Raw genomic sequence first — 18,509 nt, forward strand, 5'->3', positions numbered from 1 at the left:
GTCGGCACCTCGCTGGGCAATAATGCGAGACGGGCAGGGGCATGTAGCTCTTATCCGATTTGTCGCTCTGCCGGGAAGCCCAACAACTCTGTGACCTTCTCTTCAGGTGGCCCGTCCATCCGTTTCTGCGCCTCATACTACCTGAAGCACATGACCAGCATAAGCGCCTGAAGAAACACAGGCGACGTGACACCCTAGCCTGGTTGCGATAAGAAAACCCCGGTTTCATGGTCCGGGGTTTCATGACGTATCTTTGTCTTCTGATTGCGATCTGCTCGGAGGTGTTTGCCACCACCATGCTCAAGATGTCGGACAGCTTCACGCGCGCAGTGCCCGGCATGCTGAGTGTTCTGGGCTATATCATCTCATTTTACGCGCTATCCTTCACCCTGCGTACCATGCCCACCGGTATCGCCTATGCCATCTGGTCCGGCGTCGGGATCGTGCTCATTTCTGCCATCAGCTGGATCAAGTTCAGGCAGACCCTCGACACGCCAGCCTTGATCGGGCTCTCGCTCATCATCATCGGGGTCATTGTCGTTAACGTGTTTTCGCGCTCGGTTGGGCATTGATCGACAAATCGCGTCAAAACAACCGAAGATACACGCATTTAATTGACGATTGCCGTGGCAAATCCATATGCGGATAAGATGAAGGTGCCTATGGACGATCCGCATATTCTTGATGTCTTGCTCGGCCGGCTTGGCCCGGCGAAACCTGCCCAGCCCGAAAACCTGCCTCCCACCGCCAAGCCCAAACGAGGCAAGAAGCGGCAGAGCGCTCCCGTCAAGACGCATTCTAAGGCTGGCAACAGGAAGGATCCCAAGGGGGGGACGCCACAGTCTCCGTCCGCCGCCGTGCTCTCTGACGACGCGCTGCGACGTGATCTCGCGCATGCCACTGTACGATGCGTCACCTTCTACTCTCTCGAACAACCCCAGGATCTGATTGAGCAAAGCGCCGCCTTCCTTGAGGCGCTTTTGCGCCTTTGGGCGCTGCGAGGTATTGACGCGAAAGCCGTGTGGCGTGAGATCGACCATCGTGTGCAACTGGGGAACCTGCTGAACCAGATCAATCGTGATATACCCGTCAGCACCGACACCACCCGCAGGTTCTGGCGCCCATCCTCCACCAAGCTCCCCTGACCGGATCCGTTCCAGAACACCCATGGAAAATTCTGCCGACATCGCTGTTCTCTTTGTTCTTCTCGTTTCAGCGTTGTGGGGCGGCGCACGCGGCTTCGCACGTGAGGTGTTCAGCCTTGCAGCCTGGCTTGGCAGCTTCGTGCTGGCGGCACGGGTCGCGCCTCTCATCCTTCCCTGGATCACGCAGAAGGTCAGCGACCCGCTCGCCGCAACGGCGCTTGCCTATATCGTTTCTTTCATCGTGCTGGTCCTTATCCTGTCGACCGTCGCACAACGACTGGCTACCGGGCTTCGCAGTGTTCTCGTGGGGGGAACGGACAAGCTGCTTGGCTGTCTGTTCGGCGTTGCGCGCGGCTATATCCTGCTGGTGGTCCTCTATCTGGTCTGCGTCTCTGTGGCAGGCGCAGATATGGCGCATTCGCTTATTGCAGGAAGCAAATCCGGACCCTACATCCTCGACGGCGTGAATTTCGTGCGGGAACTAATGCCATATTTCCCGCAACTTCATCTTGCCATGCCGCCCGCAACAGGTCATGAGGCTGCCTTCTGACAGACCCCGGTCCGGAACAGCCTATCTCAGATCGCCCGATCGCCGCATCACCGATCGCCCCATTTCCGGTCGCCCAAGCGTGACCATGCCCAGGAGCGCCGCCCGATGATTGATCCCGCCACCCTCGAAACCTCGAACCGCCCTTATGAGGAATGCGGCGTGGTTGGTATCTGGGGCGCCCCCGATGCCTCCGCCCTAGCTGCGCTCGGTCTCCACGCGCTTCAGCATCGCGGGCAGGAAGCCGCCGGTATTGTGAGCCATGATGGCGAGCGTTTCTGCCAGCACAAGGGCCTTGGCCTTGTGGGCGACGTATTCAGCGATGCACGTGTCATGAGCACGCTCAAGGGCAGCGGGGCCATTGGGCATAACCGCTATGCCACGACCGGCGGTACATTGCTGCGCAACGTCCAGCCGCTTTATGCCGATTTCGAGTTCGGCGGTCTGGCAGTGGCGCATAACGGCAATCTGACCAATGCCGCGACGCTAAGGCAGGCACTCGTGAAGCGTGGCTGTCTGTTCCAGTCGACGACCGACACGGAGGTGTTCGTTCATCTTATCGCCATCTCGCTCTATGCCACCGTGCTGGAGCGTCTGGTGGATGCTGCGAAGCAGGTGAAGGGTGCCTACTCGGTGGTAGCGCTGGCGCCCGACTTCCTGATCGGGCTTCGTGATCCGCTGGGCGTACGCCCGCTTATTCTCGGCCGCGTGGCTGATGGCGGCTGGATGCTGGCCAGCGAGACCTGCGCGCTGGATATCGTGGGCGCCGAATTTGTGCGCAATGTCGAACCTGGCGAGATGGTGATCATCGACAATGACGGGATACGCTCCATGCGTCCCTTCGCGCAGACCAGCCCGCGCTTCTGCGTTTTCGAATACATCTATTTCGCCCGCCCTGATTCGATCCTCGAAGATCACTCGGTCTATGAAGCGCGCAAGCAGATTGGCGTCGAGCTTGCCCGCGAGAGCGGTGTGGAAGCCGATGTGATCGTGCCCGTACCCGATTCAGGTGTGCCCTCTGCAATGGGTTTCGCTGCGGAGAGCGGTATTCCGTTCGAGATGGGCATCATCCGCAACCACTATGTCGGGCGCACTTTCATCGAGCCGACAGACCAGATCCGCAATCTGGGCGTTCGTATGAAACACTCGGCCAATACGCCTGTGCTCGAAGGCAAGCGGGTCGTGCTGGTGGATGACTCGATTGTCCGTGGTACGACATCACGCAAGATCGTTGATATGGTTCGTGCTGCCGGAGCAACCGAAGTCCATATGCGCATCAGCAGCCCGCCCACCAAGCATCCATGCTTCTATGGCATTGATACGCCCGAAGAGAGCCAGCTTCTGGCTGCGACACACAGCATCGAAAAAATGGCAGAGGCCATTGGCGTGGATAGCCTTGCCTTCATCTCATTCGATGGTCTGTATCGTGCGCTTGGACATGACGGGCGCAACGGCGCGCAGGGACGGTACTGCGATGCCTGCTTCACCGGTGACTATCCGATCGAGCTGGTGGACAAGGAAGGCAGGCTGGTTGCCTGACGAATTGGAGGGGCCTTTTCAGGCCCCTTTTTCGTTTTCGAGACCGCAGAGAAACATTCTCACAACGCGGCGTAGATAACGTGGCGTTTCATCCCAGTGCTGGCGCTGGCGACAATGGCTCAGCTCGCACAGCATCGATGTTGCGAGCGCGGCCCCGAAAAGCAGATCAGACGCTTCCTCCACATCGTCGACCACAAGCGCCCCCTCATCGACCAGTCGTTCGAGCCACACGCGCAGGGGAAACGGGCCAGCAGCGCTGGAGAAGAATTCACGAACGAAGCGACTGACTTCCGGATTGCGCGAGACTTCGGCAATGACCACACGAATCAGGCTCAAACGCTTCTCGGTCATCATCGCAATGGCCAGCTTTTCGAGCCCGTAAACGAGCCTGTCCTCCACCGTATCGCCGCAAAGCTCCAGATCACGCAAACCTGACAGAAGAAGGCGATCCCTGAGCAGTAACTCGACCATCTCCTGCTTGCTTGCAAACATATGGTAGAGCGTCTTTTTGGACATGTTCGAGCATTGCGCAATACGGTCCATAGACGCGCCCGAGTAACCATGCTCCTGCAATACAATCTCTGCTGCGTCGAATATTCTATCCCGCCTCTCGGTCTCGCATAATACGGGCGGCCGGCCACAATGCTTGCGCAGTGCAGCAGGCTCCGGGTCTTGGGCGGGACTTTTGATGGTGAGGGGCACAGTTGACATCGTATTGCGAAAAACCGCTCCAGAGCTTCAAAGGGTCCGTTGACCGAGGTTCGGAAACCGTATAGTTCCCTATGCCAGAGAAACTCAAGGGTTTCCGAAACCTTTTTTGGCGCGAGCGCATGGTTTGCGGTTACCCTTCACAAACATCGGTAATTTTGGATAGCGCCAGCATGCGAGCATTTCAGTCTTACACGCCACGTTTGCCGTGGTCTCTCAAGGCCACCACCAGCCTTTCATTGCGTCTCATCCCCCTGGCTCTGCTGACGCTTGATCTCTCAGGCTGCAAACACAAGGCGGACGCTCCCAAACCACCCCCGCAGACGGTGGGCATCTACACGGTCCATCCTCACCCGCTCAAGACAGCGACATCGCTGCCGGGCCGTGTCGAGGCGTTCGAGCAGGCACAGGTCCGTCCGCAGGTCGGCGGCGTGATCCTCAAGCGCGCTTTTGAACAGGGCACTGACGTCAAGGCCGGTCAGCTCCTCTATGTGATCAACCCGGCTCCCTATAAGGCCACTTACGATCAGGCGAAGGCGCAGCTTCTTCACGCCCAGGCGGCGGCATTGAGCATTCGCGCCCAGCTGGAGCGTTATCGCCCGCTTGCCGCGGCTCATGCTGTCAGCAAACAGGACTACGATAATACCCTTTCGTCCTCCCGTCAGGCAGAGGCTGACATCGCGCAGGCGAAAGCCAACGTGGACAGCGCAGCCGTCAATCTGGACTGGACACAGGTGCGATCTCCCATCGACGGGCGCATCGGGCGTATGCTCGTGACCCCCGGCACACTCGTCACCGCAGGTCAGACCACGGCCATCGCCACGGTCACGCGTATGGATCCGATCTATGTGGACGTGAACCTTGCCACCTCGGACATGCTGCGCCTGCGACGCGAATTCGCCAGCGGCAAGCTCGAAAAGGTCTCGGGCAATGCCGCAGCCGTAGAGCTTACGCTTGAGGATGGCAGCCGCTACGACAAGGCTGGTCAGCTGCGCCTGACCGAAGTCACGGTTGACCCCGCAACGGGTACGATGGTCGTCCGCGCCGAATTCCCCAACCCTGATCGCCTGCTGATGCCTGGCATGTATGTTCATGCCGAAGTCGCCGAGGGTGTCGATCCCAAGGCCATCACCATTCCGCAGCCGGCATTGCAGCGTGACTCGAAGGGCGATCCTTTCGTCTATGCGCTCGATGGCGACAACAAGGTGACCATGCGCTTCGTTCAGCTCGACCGCGCCCTAGATGGCGACTGGGTTGTGATGGGTGGCCTCAATGACGGCGACCGCATCATCGTCGAGGGATTGCAGAAGGCCCATCCGGGTGCCGTCGTAAAGCCGGTCGAGAAATCGGCGGACGACAAGGCCACGGACGGCAAGGCAGCCGACGCCCAGCCCGCGCACGCAGGATAAGAGTAGTCCATGTCTCGTTTCTTTATCGACAGACCGATCTTCGCCTGGGTTATCGGGCTGATCATCATGCTGGTGGGTGGCGTCGCCATCTTCAGCATGCCGATTGCCCAGTACCCGTCCATTGCTCCGCCACAGATTGCGATCACGGTTGACTATCCTGGTGCATCTGCCGAGACGGTGAACAACACCACTGTCCGGCCGATCCTGCAGCAGATGTTCGGCCTGGATCACCTCGAATATCTCTCGGCGTCATCCTATGGCAGTGGCCATATGGAAATCGACCTGACCTTCGCGCAGGGGACAAACCCTGACATCGCGCAGGTCCAGGTGCAGAACAAGCTTCAGCTGGCACAGCCGCGCCTGCCGACAGAAGTTGTCAACCAGGGCCTGAGCGTCACGAAAGCCGTGAAGAACTTCATGCTCGTGCTCGCCTTTATCTCGACCGACAGCAGCATGTCGGGTCAGGATATTGCCGATTACGTGGCCTCGAACGTATCCGATCCGCTGTCGCGCGTTTCCGGTGTGGGTGACCATACGCTGTTCGGTTCCGAGTACGCGATGCGCGTATGGATGGACCCCAACAAGCTCTATAAATATTCGCTCAATGTCAGCGATGTTCAGGCAGCCATCCAGCAGCAGAACATTCAGGTTTCCTCAGGTGAACTGGGCGGTCTGCCCTCCACCAAGGAGATCGGCTTTGATGCGACCATTATCGGTCCGACCCGACTCAGTGAGCCCGAACAGTTCAAGAAGATCGTGCTCAAGGTACAGCAGGACGGTTCCCAGGTTCTGCTCAGCGATGTCGCCCGTATCGAACTGGGTGCGCAGAACTACAACCTGACCTCGTTCTACAACAACCTGCCGACGGTCGGTATGGCGCTCAAGCTCGCGCCGGGTGCGAACCAGCTGACAACCGAGACGGCCGTGCGCGCCAAGGTGGCCGAGCTCGAGAAATTCTATCCGCAGGGCCTCAAGACGGTTTATCCGCTCGATACCGAGCCGTTCATCACCCTGTCGATCAAGGAAGTTGTCATTACGCTTCTCGAAGCCATTGCGCTCGTGTTCGTTGTGATGCTAATTTTCCTGCAGAATTTCCGTGCCACGCTCATTCCGACGATCGCCGTTCCAGTCGTGCTTCTGGGCACTTTCGGTGTGCTCTCGGCCCTTGGCTTTTCCATCAACACGCTGACCATGCTGGCCATGGTACTCGCCGTCGGCCTTCTCGTCGATGACGCGATCGTGGTGGTGGAAAACGTCGAGCGCGTGATGAGCGAGAAGGGACTATCGCCCAAGGAAGCCTCACGTCAGTCAATGGACGAAATCACCGGTGCTCTCGTGGGTATCGTGCTCGTCCTGACCGCCGTGTTCCTGCCTATGGCCGCGTTCAGCGGTTCGACCGGCGTGATCTATCGCCAGTTCTCGATCACCATTGTCGCAGCCATGTGGCTCTCGGTGCTGGTGGCCACGATCATGACCCCCGCACTGTGCGGCTCCATGCTCAAACCTACCCACAAGGAACACAAGACCGGACCGATTGCCTGGTTCAACCGCAATTTTGATCGCATGACCAATGGTTACCTGAACGGTGTGCGTCGCCTCGTGCGCAGCCGTCTGGTGAGCATGCTCATCTTTGCCGTCTTCGCTTTCGGTGCGGTCTTCCTGTTCCTTCGCGTTCCGGGCGGCTTCCTGCCGGAAGAAGATCAGGGCATTATCTTTGGTCAGGTCACCATGCGTCCGGGCGCCAATAATGCCCAGACGGCGGCGGTCAACCGCAAGATCACCGATTACGTGATGCACAAATACGGTGATATCGCGCAGTCCGTCTTTGCCATGAATGGCTTCAACTTTGCCGGTCAGGGCCAAAGTGCGGGTGCCTTCTTCATCCGTCTCAAGCCGTGGGATGAACGACCGGGTTATAAAAACACCACCATGTCGGTGGCTGGCGAAATCATGAAGCACTTCTGGATGGATCCGGAAGCCATCATCTTCGCCATCAACCCCCCAGCTGTGATGGAACTCGGCAACGCGGCCGGCTTCGATCTTGAACTGGAGGATAACGGGCATCTGGGTCACAAGGCCCTCCTTGCGGCCCGCAACCAGGTTCTGGGCGAGGCTGCCAAGAACCCGCGCCTGATGGCTGTGCGTCCGATGGGCCTTGAGGATCAGCCCCAGTTCCATCTGGATATCGACCGTGAGCGCGCCAATGCGCAGGGCGTGACGAATGCCGAGATCAACACCACCATCCAGGGGGCGTTTGGCTCGATCTACGTCAACCAGTTCATGCGTAGCGACCGTGTCAAACAGGTCTATATCGAAGGTGAAGCCTGGGCGCGCATGACGCCTGAGGACCTCAATAAGTGGTATGTGCGCAATACCGCCGGCAACATGGTGCCATTCAATTCCTTTGCCACGGGCAACTGGATTGTCGGCCCGCAGAAGGTGGAGGACTATAACGGTCTGAACTCCTTCGAACTGCAGGGTCAGGGCGCACCTGGCACAAGTTCGGGCGATGCCATGAAGGAGATGGAAAAGATCCTGTCCCATCTGCCAAAGGGTATCGGGTATGAGTGGACCGGCATTTCCTACGAACAGGTCGCATCCAGCGGTTCGACTGGCCCGCTCTACGCACTCGCGGCCATCGTCATCCTGCTTTGCCTTGCCGCGCTTTATGAAAGCTGGGCCATTCCGCTTGCAGTGCTGATGGTGCTGCCCCTTGGTGTGCTCGGCGCGATTGGTGCCACGCTCTGGCGTGGTCTGGACAACGACGTGTATTTTCAGGTGGGACTGCTGACCACGGTCGGCCTTTCGGTCAAGAACGCCATTCTGATTGTCGAATTCGCCAAAGAATTCTTCGAGCAGGGTGACTCTCTGGAAGATGCCGTTCTCAAGGCGGGTCGCGAGCGTCTTCGCCCGATCCTGATGACCTCTATCGCTTTCGTCTGCGGTGTTTTCCCGCTGGCCATTGCGACGGGCGCAGGATCGGCGGCTCGTGTGGCCATTGGTACCTGCGTGGTCGGCGGCATGTTGTCCGCGACCCTTCTGGCCGTCTATTTCGTCCCGGTCTTCTTCGTGGTGATCCTGCGTCTGTTCAAGGTGACACGCATGAAGGATCGCGTTGATCCGTACGAACACCGCAATGAAGCTGCGCGAGGAGAGGGCGCATGAGCCTTTTGACCAAAACCGGATCGGTGGGCGCCCTGCTGGCGTTCACCATACTCGCCTCATGCGATCTGGCCCCGAAATATCAGCGCCCGACCCAGCCCGTGCAGAATGCCTATCCTGCTGATTCTGGGTCGACGCAGGCCCTTCGCGGTCAGGCAGCCTCGGATATCGGCTGGAAGCACTTCTTTACCGATGCGAGACTGCGGGCGCTGATCGAACTCGCCCTGCGCAACAACCGTGACCTGCGTAGTCAGGCGGCGGCGATCATGGAGGCTCAGGGCAGCTATGAAGTGCAGCATGCCTCACTGTTCCCCCCCATCGGGGTAACAGGGCAGGGCCAGTATTTCGCCCCCTCTGATACGGCAGGCTTTTCCTTCGCCCCTGGTCTGGGGCGCGGCACGTCCATGCTGCGTTATTACGGCGCCAATATCGGATTCTCCTCTTACGAGGTCGATCTGTTCGGCCGTATCCGCAACCTTTCCCGCCAGCAGGCGGAGGAGTTGCTGGGCTCGCGCATGAACGCGCAATCCGTGCTGATCAGCATGGTAGCGCAGGTGGCCAATACCTATCTGCAATGGCTGGCGGACCGTGAACTCGTGCGCGTGACCGACCAGACCCTGACATCGCAAAGCGATACGCTGCGTCTGACGCGTATGAAATACGATCATGGCGAGGCCGATGCGCTAACGCTGGCACAGACGCAGACCCAGGTTGAGCAGGCAGCCAGCAATAAGGCGCAGTATGAGCGTCAGATGGCGCAGGATGAGCACCAGCTGCAGTTGCTCGTTGGCGTGCCTCTGCCTGACACATTGCCGCCACCACAGCGTTTCGGAACGCAGACCCTGATGGCCGATCTGCCTGCGGGCCTGCCTTCCGACCTGATCGGCCAGCGCCCAGACATCCAGTCAGCGGAACACAATCTGATCGGTGCGAACGCCAATATCGGTGCGGCACGCGCGGCGTTCTTCCCCAAGGTCACGCTCACGGCGCAGGAGGGGGTCAGCTCGTTGCAGTTCCGCCATCTCTTCACGCCCGGCGCGCAGACATGGTCGGTTTCGCCCAACATCACCTTCCCGATCTTCACCTGGGGTCAGAACGAGGGTAACCTCAAGATCAGCAAGGCGCGTCGCCTTGCCCAGATCGCCACCTATGAGAAGACGGTCCAGACAGCCTTCAAGGAAGTGTCTGATACCCTGACGGCGCGCGAGACCTATCTCGCACAGGATACTCACCTCAAGGCCCTCGTACAGTCGTCGCAGCAGGCCTTCGATCTGGCGATGATGCGCTACAACACGGGTATCGATCCCTACCTTACGACCCTGACGCAGCAGCGCAGCCTGTATGACGCGCAGCAAAACCTCATCAATGTGCAATTGGCCCGTTACCAGAATCTGGTAACGCTCTATCGGGCACTCGGTGGTGGCTGGAGCGCCAGCGATGTCGCAAAGGCTCAGTCCATGCCCGGTGCCGCAAAACAAGGTTGATACAGGAATAGCTTTGATGAAACAGTCAGCGCCGCTTCGTCTCTTCCTCTGCGCCCTTGGCGCAGGGGCGGTGCTTATGCCCGCCCTTGCCACGGCGCAGGATGACGATGACGACAAGAAGAAGCCGGATATGCATCAGCTGGCCCGCTCCTCTGCCTTGCCCAAGGCGGAGGCTGATTTCAGCATGTTCAAGTACCGCCCGCCTGGCGACAAGGTCATCGAGCAGGCCGACGCCCACCGTATGCTGTTCAAACGCCCTGACGGCACGCCCGACGGCTATGCCCAGCGCCGGGGCAATGCGATCATCTATTACGATCGCGCCGGCAAGGTTTCACACGTCCAGCCCATCGACGAGTGAGCGGGGCCAGACGCTCGACCGGGTAATGGGCTGAAGCCGTTACGGCGTGATGCCTGCCCATGACGGCAACATGATGGTCAGGATTACCTGATCCTTTCCATCATGTTGCCTATTTATTATTTATTTTATCGTTCAGCCAAGTTTTGTCGTGGAGCGATGCTCATATCCGCCTAAGATCACCCATCATGTCAGTGATTCTTCGGCCAAAACGGGCTTCAAGGCGCCGTCAGCTTCTCCTCGGCCCAATGCAGGCCAGATGCTTTCTCGCATCCTCCCTAATTGCTGTTGCAGCGCTTGGGCTCGCACCCGGCGCAAGAGCGGAGAGCTTTCACGAAGCCATCCAGCTTGCATGGGACCGTGACCCGGCCAACCATTTCTTTTCGATTGATGCCACGGCGTCACACAAGAATGCTCGTGCCGCGCAGTCATGGTTTCCAGAGGGGCCGATCGTTGCCGGGCAATATCTCGATGACCATTTCATCGGCACCAATCTTGGCTACACGACCTATCAGGGCAGTATCAGCGTTCCCTTATGGCTCCCCGGTCAGGGCACGGCCACCGTACGCAACGCGCTGGCGGATGAAGCGGTTGCCAAGGCCCGGATCAAGGTTCAGCATCTTCTGAGCGCTGTGCGTATCCTCGATCTCGCCAGTGCCGCCACATTGCTCGAAAAGAAGATCGGCAATCTCCGCGCAACCAGCGATCTCCTCGAACGCGTCGTGCAGAGCTCCCATCAGGGTCTGCGCGCCGGTGAGATCGCAGCGGCCGACTTCGATGCTGTGGTGGGCGAGAAGGGCGATTTCGATGCGCAGATCGCCCAGTCAGAGCAGGCTCTCGAAAACAATCGCGCCGAGCTTGAGGCTCTCACCGGGACTGACGAGATCCCCGATATCCTGTCGCTCGACGGTCGCATCCTGGGCACGCAGAACCTGACACTCGACCCTACCCGTGATCCGCGTATCGAGATGGCTGCGGCAGTGTCGCGCAGCGCCAAGGCAGCGTATTCGCTGGCGCGTCACTCCTACATGCCAAACCCGCAGCTTGGCGTGCAGGTGGTCAAGCAGGGGCAATATGGCAGCCCGTGGGACACACAGGTGGGTGTCCAGTTCTCGATGGCATTACCGAGCGAGGCGCGTAATACGCCAATGGTCATGAAAGAGGTCAAGGCCATGGGTGCGGCCGAGCGCGATGCCATACTGGCGCAGCGCAAGGTCAAGACCGAGTACCGCCAGACACGCGCCAGCCTGAGTTCAGCGCTGGCCATGCTGCGCAATGCCTCATCGGCGCGACAGGCGCTTGATGCCCGCGCCCATGACCTTGAACATGCGTGGAGCGTCGGTGAGACGCCGGTCATCGAATATCTTCGCGCACGCCGTGCGGCGCTCGAAGCCGGTCAGAGAAACGCCGAAGCCGATGTCATCTGGCACGCCGCAATGATCAGAATGAGCCTGATGGCCGGAAACTACCCATGATAATCACCCCCGCGCGCCGCCTGTCTGCACGTTATCGCTGCGCTCTCCTTGCCCTCACCAGCCTGTCTTTCGCGCTCGTACCCGAGATCGGGTTCGCGCAGGCCGGGCCAGTTTCAACGCCCCCCGGCACAGTCAGCGCACCGGCAGCGCCAAGTGCCCCGAGTGCAGAGAGCGGCTCACAAAGCCCTGCAGACTGGCCGAACGCACCCATTGCGATTTCGCGGGAGGCACTCAGGCAGGAAGGTATTCATACCGCCGTAACGCGTCAGGGGGCTTTGCCACCGCATGTCGATGTGCCTGCCTATATCGATCAGGATGACCGACGCAGTGCCCGGATTCACCCAGTGGGGCAGGGACGTGTGCAGAGTGTTCTGGTGACGCCGGGTGAGATCGTCAAAAAAGGGCAGGTGCTGTTCACCTATGACGATTTCAGCCTGAGCGATGCCCATCAGCGCCTCCTTTCGGCCGAAGCTGCTGTCCAGCAGGCCCGCGCCCTGCGCGACGATGCCCGCCTGTCCTATGATCGGGCCCGCGCCCTTCAGGGCGGCGCCATATCGCAGGGTGAAGCCCAGCGTCGCCGGTCGCGCCTGCAGGACGCTGAGGGCACGGTAAAACGCAGCGAGGCCATTGCGCAGAATGAGCGTGAAAGGCTGGCCCGGTTCTCTTCATCGTCTGAAAAGACCGAGGGGCTCCATTCATCCGTCATCTCCCCGATCGATGGCATCGTGAACAAGATTGTAGTGGGTGTGGGGGAGGAAGTGTCCGGCCGTGCCGCGCCAGCCGTCGAAATTGACGATCTCTCCCGGGTCTGGGTGGTCTCGCAGGTTGGTGAGCAGCAAGCCACGCATCTGAGCCGGGGTGGAAGACAGCTGACCTGGCCGGCTCCTGACGCCAAACCGATCGAGTCACGCATCGACCTGATTGAGGGCAGTGTGGACCCGATGACACGCCACGTGCTCGTGCGCAGCCTCGTGGATAACAGCAAAAGGCAGCTTCGGCCCGACATGCTCGTCAAGACACGGCTCTTCTCGACCGAAACCGTGCATGGCATCGTGATCCCGGCCAGTGCCATACAGAAAATCGGCTCGCAGCCCTGTGTATTCGTGCGTCTGGATGACACACATTACCAGGCGCGCAAGGTAATGACCGGCCCTGATCTCGACGGGCGGATTGTCGTCACACAGGGGCTGAAACCCGGCGAAACAGTCGTGACGGATGGCAGCTTCGTTCTGAAGTCACAGGCGCTCCTGGCCCCCGAACCCAATCACGGCGAGGGCGGTCAGTAACCATGAGATTCATGCTCGCCCTCCTCAAGGGGCGCGCCGCCATACTCGGTGCGGTCGTCCTTCTCATGATCGCCGGGATCGCGGATCTGCGTTCGCTCTCTGTCGAGCCGGTGCCGGATATCTCGCCGCGGCAGGTGCTCATCTCGGTGCGCGCACCGGGCCTGCCGACTGAAGAAGTCGAGCGTCTGGTGACTTTCCCCATAGAGACCGTCATGTCCGGTATCGTCGGGGTGGATTCCATGCGCTCGGTCTCACGTACCGGCGTTTCCGTGCTCTATCTGCAGTTCAATGACGGCACCGACATCTATCGGGCACGCGAGCTCGTAGCGCAGCGGCTAGATCAGGCCCGCGCTGCCGTGTCTGTACGCAATCTCGCCATCACGATGGGGCCGATGGCCACCGGTATGGGTGAGATCCTGCAACTTCAGATTCACGGCGAGGGTCGCTCACTGGCGGCGCTGAACCGGATCATGACGTGGAACGTCGTGCCCAAGCTGCGTCTGATCCCCGGTGTGATCGATGTCAACATCAATGGTGGCGCATCACAGACCTATCAGGTCGCGCTCAACCCCATGGCGCTTCGCCAGTTCCAGGTTTCGGTCTCGGATGTGTTCAACGCGGTGGATCGTGACAACGAGGCCGCCGGGGGCGCGTGGATCGAGCATAACGACGAGCAGAACATCATTGTCGGGCGCTCGCTGATCGACAGCCTGCATGAGCTGGGCGAGGTGCAGGTGCGCAGCATGCCTAATGGCGGCGTGGTCCATGTGCGCGATGTCGGCACAGTGCGTGAGGGGCGCCTCCCGAGGCTCGGCGGTGTCACGCGCGATGGTGAAGGCGAAATCGTCAATGCCGTGGTCCTGCTGCAGCAGGGGGCCAATGCCAAGGCCACGCTCTCACGCATTAAGGCCGCCCTGCCTCAGATCATTGCCTCACTCCCTGAAGGCGTGACGCTCGAACCCTATTACAGCCGCGCCACCTTGACAGATGTGACCATTCACACCGTCAAGGAAAACCTTATCCTCGGCGCAATCCTCGTACTGGTCGTGCTTCTGGTCGTGATCGGCGACTGGCGCGCGTCGGTCGTGATCATTTCGGTCATTCCGTTTTCCCTTGTGGCCGCAATGGTGGGCATGCGCCACCTCGGCATTTCCGCCAATCTGCTGAGCCTTGGCGCCATTGATTTCGGGATGGTGGTCGATAGCGCCCTCGTGATTGTCGAAAGCGTGCTTTCCAGCCAGGCTGGTGACGACGTACCGCTTTCACAGCGTATTGCCGAGACGGTGCGCTCGGTGGCGCGACCGGTCATATTCGCCATTCTGATCATCATCATGGTCTATCTGCCGGTGCTCACGCTGGAAGGTGTCGAGGGCCGAATGTTCCGCCCCATGGCCCAGACGGTCATCCTCGCACTCATCGCTTCGCTGATCTACGCGCTGGTCGCCGTGCCTGCTTTTGCGGCGCTGATCATGAAGATCAAGCCTCATCATGCGCCCAAACACGAAACCCACGACGAGGCGCATCCTGCTGGTACAGAGGCGCTGACAGGGACCGAGCACGACACTTTCTTCATCCGATTTCTGCGCCGCGGTTTTGCCCCGGCCTCGCGCTGGTGCATGGATCATGGGCGTATGGTGATGGGCATCGCCCTGCTTGTGCTGGTGGTATCGCTCGGGCTGACCACGCGGCTTGGTGGTGAATTCATCCCGCAATTGCAGGAAGGTGATCTGATCGTCACCTCGACGCGTCTGCCTGGCATCTCGCTCGACGCCTCGCTGCGTGCCATCACCCAGATCGAGAAAACACTCAGGCAATTCCCTGATATCCGGATGCTGGTCAGCAATAGCGGCACTTCCGCCATCCCGACTGATCCTCAGGGTGGCGAGCAGTCTGATACCTATGTTCTGCTCAAGCCCCGCAGCGAGTGGAAAACCGCCACAACGCAGGAGGGCCTGATACGCGCCTTCGATGCCGCCTTGCGCAAGAACAATCCCGGCTCGCTCTATTCATGGAGCCAGCCAATCCAGATGCGCATGGATGACCTGCAATCGGGTGTACGCTCCCAGATCGCCATAGGCATCTATGGACCAGACATCGACACACTGATGAAGCTCGCCAGCCAGACGGCCCGCGTGGTGGATTCAGTCAATGGTGCTGCCGATGTCGCCCCGCAGGATGTCGGCACGATCCCGTATCTGCACATCGATGTGGATCGTACCGCCGCAGCGCGGCTGAACGTCGATACATCCGAAGTGCTCGATGTCGTGGAATCCATCGGCGGCCATGTAGGCCCGCCAGTCTCGCTTCAGGATGCGCTGATCCCCACCGAAGTGCGCATCATGGCAGAGTCACGTGATGATATGAATGATATCCGCCTGCTGCCCGTGCTGACCCGCGACGATCACTCGGTAAGGCTCGATCAGGTGGCCGACATCACCTTGCGTGATGGTCCAGCAGCGATCCGGCGCAACCAGGGGGAGCGCCGGATGATGGTACAGGCCAATGTGCGTGGCCGCGACCTCAGCTCCTTCGTTCAGGAAGCGCAGAGCGCGGTCAAAAATCAGATCAAGCTTCCGCCGGGTTACAGGATCGAATGGAGCGGCCAGTTTCGCAATCTGCAAACCGCGGTCGCGCGTCTGGAAATTGTCGTCCCGATCACACTGGTCCTTATTTTCTGCCTGCTCATCCTCGCCCTGGGCGATATCTGGCTGGCGGCTCTGGTGTTCGTGAACCTGCCTTTTGCCGCAACAGGCGGCATCATAGCCCTGTGGGTTCGTGGTATGCCGTTCAGCATCTCGGCTGGTATCGGGTTCATCGCCTTGTTCGGTGTCGCCACGCTTAATGGCGTGGTGCTAATTTCCTATATTCGAGACAAGCGGCTTGCAGGATTCGATGCGGTTACCGCGGCCGTGACTTCGGCACGGGAGCGTTTCCGCCCTGTCATGGCAACAGCCACGGTGGCGTGTCTTGGCTTCTTCCCGATGGCCTTCTCCATGAGCGAGGGCGCCGAGGTGGAGAAGCCGCTGGCGAGTGTGGTGATTGGCGGGCTCATTTCCTGCACGGCCCTTACGCTTCTGGTTCTGCCAACCCTCTATATAAGGCTCTCAGCCTGGCGTGAGCGCCGGACCCAGGCCAGTTCGGCCCCGGCTAAATAGACAATCTGCGCAGTAGCAGGAAATGAACTCGCGAGCCTGACGAGACGTTAACACCGAAGGCTTATTGGCAGACACCCCAGAGACGGCGATCGTCTTTGGGGTGTTTGACGTTCCTCTGCCCAGGGCCAGGATGGAGAATCTCGATGCTTTCCTGTATCGGTTATGGCGCACAAGGCGCCTCTGAGCGCCTCGCTCCCTTCAAGTTTGATCGTCGCGACACCGGTCCTGACGATGTCCGTATAGACATTCTCTATTGCGGCGTTTGCCATTCCGACATTCATCAGGCCCGCAATGAATGGCACAACACCATCTACCCCTGCGTGCCCGGCCATGAAATTGTTGGTCGCGTCAGCGAGGCTGGCGCGTCTGTCAGCAAGTTCAAGGTTGGCGATCTGGTTGGCGTAGGCTGCATGGTTGATTCTTGCCGCGAATGTGCCAGCTGCAAGGAAGGTCTCGAGCAATATTGCGAGGTCGGCTTTGTTGGCACCTATAATGGTGAAGACCGTCAGGGGCGCGGTATCACCTTCGGCGGCTACTCCAAGGCCGTAGTGGTCGATCAGGGATTTGTTCTCAAGGTTCCGGAGAACCTCGAACTCGCGGCTGTCGCGCCCCTGCTTTGCGCGGGTATCACGACCTACTCACCGCTCAAGCACTGGAAGGTTGGCCCGGGCCAGCGCGTGGGTATTGTCGGCCTTGGCGGGCTCGGCCACATGGCTGTTAAGTTCGCGCGGGCGTTTGGTGCCGAGGTCGTTCTGTTCACGACATCGCAAAGCAAGGTCGAGGATGGCCTGCGCCTTGGCGCGCATGAAGTTGTGCTCTCCAAGGACCCCGAAGCGATGGCGAAGGAAACGGGTCGCTTCGACTTCATCCTCGATGCAGTGGCGGCCGATCATGACATCAACGCCTATCTTAACCTGCTTAAGCGCGAGGGAACGCTGGTTCAGGTAGGCGCTCCCGAGAATCCGCTTCCAGTCAGCGTATTCAGCCTGATCATGAAGCGCCGCAACTTTGCCGGCTCACTGATTGGCGGCATCGCCGAGACACAGGAAATGCTGGATTTCTGCGGCGAGCATGGCATCACCTCGGATATCGAGATGATTGCGATGGACGAGATCGAAAATGCCTATTCACGCATGCTCAAATCGGATGTGAAGTATCGCTTCGTCATCGATATGGCGACGCTCGAAAACGCCTGATTGTAGTAAGGGGCCGGGCCGGGGATGCTACCCGCCCGGCTTCATCACTGGTTTACACTGAAGCGACCAGGCACGCCGCCTGATGAGCTGGTTCAGCAGATTTCGACGGGAATACCAGCGGCTTCAAGTTCTGACAGCGTATCGGATTTGATCTGGCTGTCTGTGAGAATACGGTCAAATTCCTGCAACGACGTCAGGCGATGCAGACCGCCCTGCCTGAATTTGGTGCTGTCCACCAGAAGCACGCATTTATCCGCAATATCCATCAGGGCACGCTTGACCTTCACGACATCCTGATCGTTCTGGAAGGCCGTGTCCCCCGAGATCACGGAGGTGGACATGAACATGATATTGCCGCGCAGTGAGCGCGCAGCCTGCTCGCACACCAGCCCGAAGAACGCGTTGCGTGAGTTGCTGTAATCACCCCCAAGACAGATAATCTTGATACCGGGGAAAGGGGCCAGAGCCTGAACGACCCCGACCGCATTGGTAATGACCGTCAGCGGTGCCCGGGCAGGCAGCAACGGCAACATCTCGGCAACAGTGGTCGAGTCATCTAGAATAATGACCTGGCCGGGCTCAATCATCGACACGGCACGCTGGATGATCGCCTTCTTCAGATTGGCGGCGCGATGCTGACGATAGGCAACGTTTTTCTCGGTACGGGCACGGTTCTTGAGCGTGATGCCGCCATGAATCTTGTCAATCAGCCCCTGACTTGCCAGCGCATGGGCATCACGATGAATGGTCATACGGCTGACATCGAAATGCTCCGCCAGAAACTCGATGCTCGCATTACCCTGCTCAAACAGCAGATCGAGAATCTGCTGCTGACGTGATTTCAGGTTCTGGCGCTTGATCCCGGAAAAACCGTCGAGCGCGGCTGCTGGCTTGGGGTCATCACTCATCTTGAAGAACTGCCTTTGACAGATTTTGCTTTGCTCCGATGGACCAAGCAGACCAATCGATAGATAACAAAAATATCACAAATATCTCATGCCAGCAAGAGAGGGGTGTGCCCCTGCGCGTGGCTTTCCCAACAAGGGCA

The 18,509-nt window shown here is 59.4% G+C and carries 14 protein-coding genes; 12 read left to right on the forward strand and 2 right to left on the reverse strand.

Annotated elements, in window-relative coordinates:
* The first annotated feature begins 242 nt into the window (after positions 1-242).
* The 4 genes from ED655_RS07415 to purF all read left to right on the forward strand — a co-directional run bounded on the left by ED655_RS07415 (position 243) and on the right by purF (position 3,231).
* Complete coding sequence (locus ED655_RS07415; protein WP_122049622.1) at positions 243-572, forward strand: DMT family transporter; 330 nt, start codon at positions 243-245, stop codon at positions 570-572.
* A 90-nt stretch (positions 573-662) separates the two neighbouring features.
* A complete protein-coding gene (locus ED655_RS07420) occupies positions 663-1,145 on the forward strand; it encodes a hypothetical protein (protein WP_122049623.1) in 483 nt (160 codons plus the stop codon).
* 22 nt (positions 1,146-1,167) lie between these two features.
* Positions 1,168-1,695 (forward strand): CvpA family protein, encoded by a 528-nt coding sequence (locus tag ED655_RS07425; RefSeq protein ID WP_122049624.1) that lies wholly within the window; start codon positions 1,168-1,170, stop codon positions 1,693-1,695.
* A 105-nt stretch (positions 1,696-1,800) separates the two neighbouring features.
* A complete protein-coding gene (gene purF / locus ED655_RS07430) occupies positions 1,801-3,231 on the forward strand; it encodes an amidophosphoribosyltransferase (RefSeq protein ID WP_122049625.1) in 1,431 nt (476 codons plus the stop codon).
* An 18-nt stretch (positions 3,232-3,249) separates the two neighbouring features.
* Here purF and ED655_RS07435 read toward each other — a convergent pair whose 3' ends face one another.
* The gene (locus tag ED655_RS07435; RefSeq protein WP_122049626.1) at positions 3,250-3,942 is read right to left on the reverse strand and encodes a TetR/AcrR family transcriptional regulator; all 693 of its coding nucleotides are present in this window, start codon (positions 3,940-3,942) and stop codon (positions 3,250-3,252) included.
* Between the two features lie 170 nt (positions 3,943-4,112).
* Here ED655_RS07435 and ED655_RS07440 point away from each other — a divergent pair, with 170 nt between their 5' ends.
* The 8 genes from ED655_RS07440 (at position 4,113) to ED655_RS07475 (ending at position 17,461) form a co-directional block, all read left to right on the forward strand.
* On the forward strand, positions 4,113-5,348 hold the full coding sequence (locus tag ED655_RS07440) for an efflux RND transporter periplasmic adaptor subunit (protein ID WP_122049698.1): 1,236 nt from the start codon (positions 4,113-4,115) through the stop codon (positions 5,346-5,348).
* Between the two features lie 9 nt (positions 5,349-5,357).
* Entirely contained in the window at positions 5,358-8,513 is a 3,156-nt protein-coding gene (locus ED655_RS07445) for an efflux RND transporter permease subunit (protein ID WP_122049627.1), read from the forward strand.
* Positions 8,510-9,994: an efflux transporter outer membrane subunit gene (locus tag ED655_RS07450; RefSeq protein ID WP_122049628.1), complete on the forward strand. Its 1,485-nt coding sequence runs from the start codon at positions 8,510-8,512 to the stop codon at positions 9,992-9,994. The genes ED655_RS07445 and ED655_RS07450 overlap by 4 nt, the downstream gene beginning before the upstream one ends.
* Before the next feature lie 76 nt (positions 9,995-10,070).
* The gene (locus ED655_RS07455; protein WP_051395777.1) at positions 10,071-10,352 is read left to right on the forward strand and encodes a hypothetical protein; all 282 of its coding nucleotides are present in this window, start codon (positions 10,071-10,073) and stop codon (positions 10,350-10,352) included.
* Positions 10,353-10,537: 185 nt separating this feature from the next.
* Positions 10,538-11,824 carry a TolC family protein gene (locus tag ED655_RS07460; RefSeq protein ID WP_122049629.1) on the forward strand — a complete coding sequence of 429 codons (1,287 nt, stop codon included), beginning with the start codon at positions 10,538-10,540 and terminating at the stop codon, positions 11,822-11,824.
* A complete protein-coding gene (locus ED655_RS07465; RefSeq protein ID WP_122049630.1) occupies positions 11,821-13,110 on the forward strand; it encodes an efflux RND transporter periplasmic adaptor subunit in 1,290 nt (429 codons plus the stop codon). Before ED655_RS07460 ends, ED655_RS07465 begins: the two co-directional genes overlap by 4 nt.
* 2 nt (positions 13,111-13,112) lie before the next feature.
* On the forward strand, positions 13,113-16,265 hold the full coding sequence (locus tag ED655_RS07470) for an efflux RND transporter permease subunit (RefSeq protein WP_122049631.1): 3,153 nt from the start codon (positions 13,113-13,115) through the stop codon (positions 16,263-16,265).
* Between the two features lie 143 nt (positions 16,266-16,408).
* Positions 16,409-17,461 (forward strand): NAD(P)-dependent alcohol dehydrogenase, encoded by a 1,053-nt coding sequence (locus tag ED655_RS07475; RefSeq protein WP_023977261.1) that lies wholly within the window; start codon positions 16,409-16,411, stop codon positions 17,459-17,461.
* Between the two features lie 92 nt (positions 17,462-17,553).
* Here the strand turns inward: ED655_RS07475 and ED655_RS07480 are convergent, their stop codons facing one another.
* Positions 17,554-18,369: a DeoR/GlpR family DNA-binding transcription regulator gene (locus ED655_RS07480; RefSeq protein ID WP_122049632.1), complete on the reverse strand. Its 816-nt coding sequence runs from the start codon at positions 18,367-18,369 to the stop codon at positions 17,554-17,556.
* Between the last annotated feature and the right edge of the window lie 140 nt (positions 18,370-18,509).

It is taken from the genome of Asaia bogorensis (assembly GCF_900465345.1).
Taxonomy (GTDB): Bacteria; Pseudomonadota; Alphaproteobacteria; order Acetobacterales; family Acetobacteraceae; genus Asaia; species Asaia bogorensis_A.

Excerpts from the sequence above, each read along its gene's own strand:
- ED655_RS07415 (WP_122049622.1), top strand. The coding sequence starts at position 243 with ATGACGTATCTTTGTCTTCTGATTGCGATCTGCTCGGAGGTGTTTGCC.
- ED655_RS07420 (WP_122049623.1), top strand. The coding sequence starts at position 663 with ATGGACGATCCGCATATTCTTGATGTCTTGCTCGGCCGGCTTGGCCCG.
- ED655_RS07425 (WP_122049624.1), top strand. The coding sequence starts at position 1,168 with ATGGAAAATTCTGCCGACATCGCTGTTCTCTTTGTTCTTCTCGTTTCA.
- purF (WP_122049625.1), top strand. The coding sequence starts at position 1,801 with ATGATTGATCCCGCCACCCTCGAAACCTCGAACCGCCCTTATGAGGAA.
- ED655_RS07435 (WP_122049626.1), bottom strand. The coding sequence starts at position 3,942 with ATGTCAACTGTGCCCCTCACCATCAAAAGTCCCGCCCAAGACCCGGAG.
- ED655_RS07440 (WP_122049698.1), top strand. The coding sequence starts at position 4,113 with ATGCGAGCATTTCAGTCTTACACGCCACGTTTGCCGTGGTCTCTCAAG.
- ED655_RS07445 (WP_122049627.1), top strand. The coding sequence starts at position 5,358 with ATGTCTCGTTTCTTTATCGACAGACCGATCTTCGCCTGGGTTATCGGG.
- ED655_RS07450 (WP_122049628.1), top strand. The coding sequence starts at position 8,510 with ATGAGCCTTTTGACCAAAACCGGATCGGTGGGCGCCCTGCTGGCGTTC.
- ED655_RS07455 (WP_051395777.1), top strand. The coding sequence starts at position 10,071 with ATGCCCGCCCTTGCCACGGCGCAGGATGACGATGACGACAAGAAGAAG.
- ED655_RS07460 (WP_122049629.1), top strand. The coding sequence starts at position 10,538 with ATGTCAGTGATTCTTCGGCCAAAACGGGCTTCAAGGCGCCGTCAGCTT.
- ED655_RS07465 (WP_122049630.1), top strand. The coding sequence starts at position 11,821 with ATGATAATCACCCCCGCGCGCCGCCTGTCTGCACGTTATCGCTGCGCT.
- ED655_RS07470 (WP_122049631.1), top strand. The coding sequence starts at position 13,113 with ATGAGATTCATGCTCGCCCTCCTCAAGGGGCGCGCCGCCATACTCGGT.
- ED655_RS07475 (WP_023977261.1), top strand. The coding sequence starts at position 16,409 with ATGCTTTCCTGTATCGGTTATGGCGCACAAGGCGCCTCTGAGCGCCTC.
- ED655_RS07480 (WP_122049632.1), bottom strand. The coding sequence starts at position 18,369 with ATGAGTGATGACCCCAAGCCAGCAGCCGCGCTCGACGGTTTTTCCGGG.